A 1,265-nucleotide genomic window follows, 5' to 3' on the forward strand; every position below is an offset into this window, starting at 1 on the left:
ACGTGGTAGATCAGCGGTTTGCTGGGGTCGCTGCTGTTGGGGCGCACCACCGCAATCGGGGTGTCGCCCAGCCAGAGGTGATCCTGGGTCGGGCTTTGCGTGGCCGGGTCGGCATGTTCCGCCAGCAGGTGGCCGGCTTCGTCGTAGACGAACTGGATCGGTTTGCTGTTGGCGGTCTTGATTGCCAGTTGCCCTTGCGCGTTGTAGAAGAAGCTGCTGAAGCTCTGGCCGTTCTTCAGGGCGTTGCGCAAACGGCCGGCGTTGTCGTAGCTGAAGGTGAGGCTGCCGTCACCAGTCTGGTTGCCGCTGGCGTCCAGCGTATAAGTCTTGGCATTGCTGCCGCTCTGCTGCAGCAGGCGGTTGCTGGCCGGGTCGATACTGTAGCTGGTGGCGGCGGTGTTGACCTGGCTTTGGGTGCGGTTGCCGTTAGCGTCGTATTGGTATTGCTCGGTGACGGTGCCGCGGGTGGTTTTGTTCAGGCGGTCCAGTGCGTCGTAGTCGTAGCTTTGGTTGAGTTGGCTCGCTTGATTGTCGGTCTGCGCTGTCAGCTGGTTGGCGGCGTTCCAGCGGTAGCTTTTGCTGTACAGGCTGCCGTGTTGCAGCAGTTCCAGCTGGCCATCCAGGTTGTAGCTGCGGTGGTGGGTGTTGCCACCCGCCCAGTTCCAGCCCTTGATACCGCCAAACGGTTGGTATTGGATGTGGCTGAGCAGGGTTTGGCCATTCAGTTGCACGGCACTGACTTGGCCGTTGCTGTTGTAGCTGTAAGTGACCTTGAGGCCACTGGGGTAGCTCAGCTGGGTCAGTTGCCCTTGCTCGTTCCAGCTGTAGCCGACCTCACGCTTGCCAGCCTCGCCGCCAACGCCACCAGTCGCGGTGAAGCTGAGGGTTTTACCACTCAAACGGCCTTGTGCGTCATAGCGGTAGTGGGTGGTACCGGAGGTATCCTGCAGGCTGGCCAGGCGGCCTTTGCCATTGGCGGCGCTGTCCCAGGTGAAGGTCTGGGTCTGGTCGCCGAAGGCCAGGCTGGTGACCCGCCCCAGGTTGTCATAGCTGCGGGTTTCGGTTTTGCTACGGGCATCGGTCTTGGTCTTGAGCTGCCCGGCATTGTCATAGCTGTAGCGGGTGGTGCCGGTATCGGGGCTGACCAGCTGTAGCAGGTCACCCAGGCCATTGTAGTTGTAGCGGGTGGTGTGGCCGAGTGGGTCTTTGACGGTGACCAGGTTGTCCAGTGCGTCGTAGCTGAATTCAGTGACCAGCACCCCACC

The 1,265-nt window shown here is 61.4% G+C and carries 1 pseudogene; it reads right to left on the reverse strand.

From position 1 onward, the window contains the following. Positions 1 to 1,265 (reverse strand): annotated as a pseudogene (locus FFS57_RS25025) (hypothetical protein); the annotation flags it as partial.

The sequence above is a fragment of the Chitinivorax sp. B genome, from assembly GCF_005503445.1.
Classification (GTDB): domain Bacteria; phylum Pseudomonadota; class Gammaproteobacteria; order Burkholderiales; family SCOH01; genus Chitinivorax.